This window comes from Cyanobium sp. NIVA-CYA 375, from assembly GCF_056108345.1.
On the sequence record NZ_JBSYHW010000336.1, the window covers coordinates 1 to 695 of the forward strand.

The window sequence follows — 695 nt, forward strand, 5'->3', positions numbered from 1 at the left end:
GGCAATATGGTTGGCGAAGGCCAGGTAGCTGGCCGTGAATTCCGGCGGCATGACCTCGACCAGGAAACGGTTCTCCAGCCAGAGTTCCAGAACATCGAAATCGCCGCCGCGGCTGCAAATCCGGCACAGCCAGCCTTCGCGCTCGGCGATCTGCTGGACTGCCGCGACATCGAGTGAAACGCTCAGCGCAACGTGCGTCGCCGTATAGAGCGAAGCCGGTTCCACCTGGCCGAACGCGGGGCCGTGCTCGGTGCCGGGATCGATCACCAGGTCATGCGGGTGCACCTCGATGCCGGTGCCCTGCCCATCGGGCGCGACGGCGAGGAACGATCCGGGATAGGGCGGAAAGGGCAAGGCAAAGCCCTGCATCAGTTCGCCCAGCACGGTGGCGACGCGGTGCGGATCATGGGCGGCAATCGAAATGTGGTGGATCATGTCTGGTTCCTTGACTTGGGGTGCAATTGAGTTGATTTACACTGTGTCAATTAGTGAGCAGTTTACACCATGTCAACCACTACTGCGAAGCCCGATACGCGCACCCTGATCCTCGATGCAGCCCTAGCGTTGATGCAGCAGGGCCGCGCCGCGGCAAACCTGGTGCAGGTGGCAAAGGCGGCCGGCGTTTCGCGCCAGGCGGTGTACCTGCACTTTGCCGACCGGGCCGACCTGTACCTCTCGCTCGTCCGCCACATTGA

Annotated in this window: 2 protein-coding genes; one reads left to right on the plus strand and one right to left on the minus strand. The window is 62.7% G+C overall.

All coding sequences use genetic code 11. The features are described from left to right. A partial coding sequence (locus AC01FP_RS18430) for a hypothetical protein (RefSeq protein ID WP_474482310.1) occupies nucleotides 1–435 on the minus strand: 435 nt, incomplete at its 3' end. A gap of 69 nt (nucleotides 436–504) precedes the next feature. Here AC01FP_RS18430 and AC01FP_RS18435 point away from each other — a divergent pair. Beyond that, nucleotides 505–695 (plus strand): TetR family transcriptional regulator (locus AC01FP_RS18435; RefSeq protein WP_474482312.1); only part of this gene is annotated, 191 nt, incomplete at its 3' end.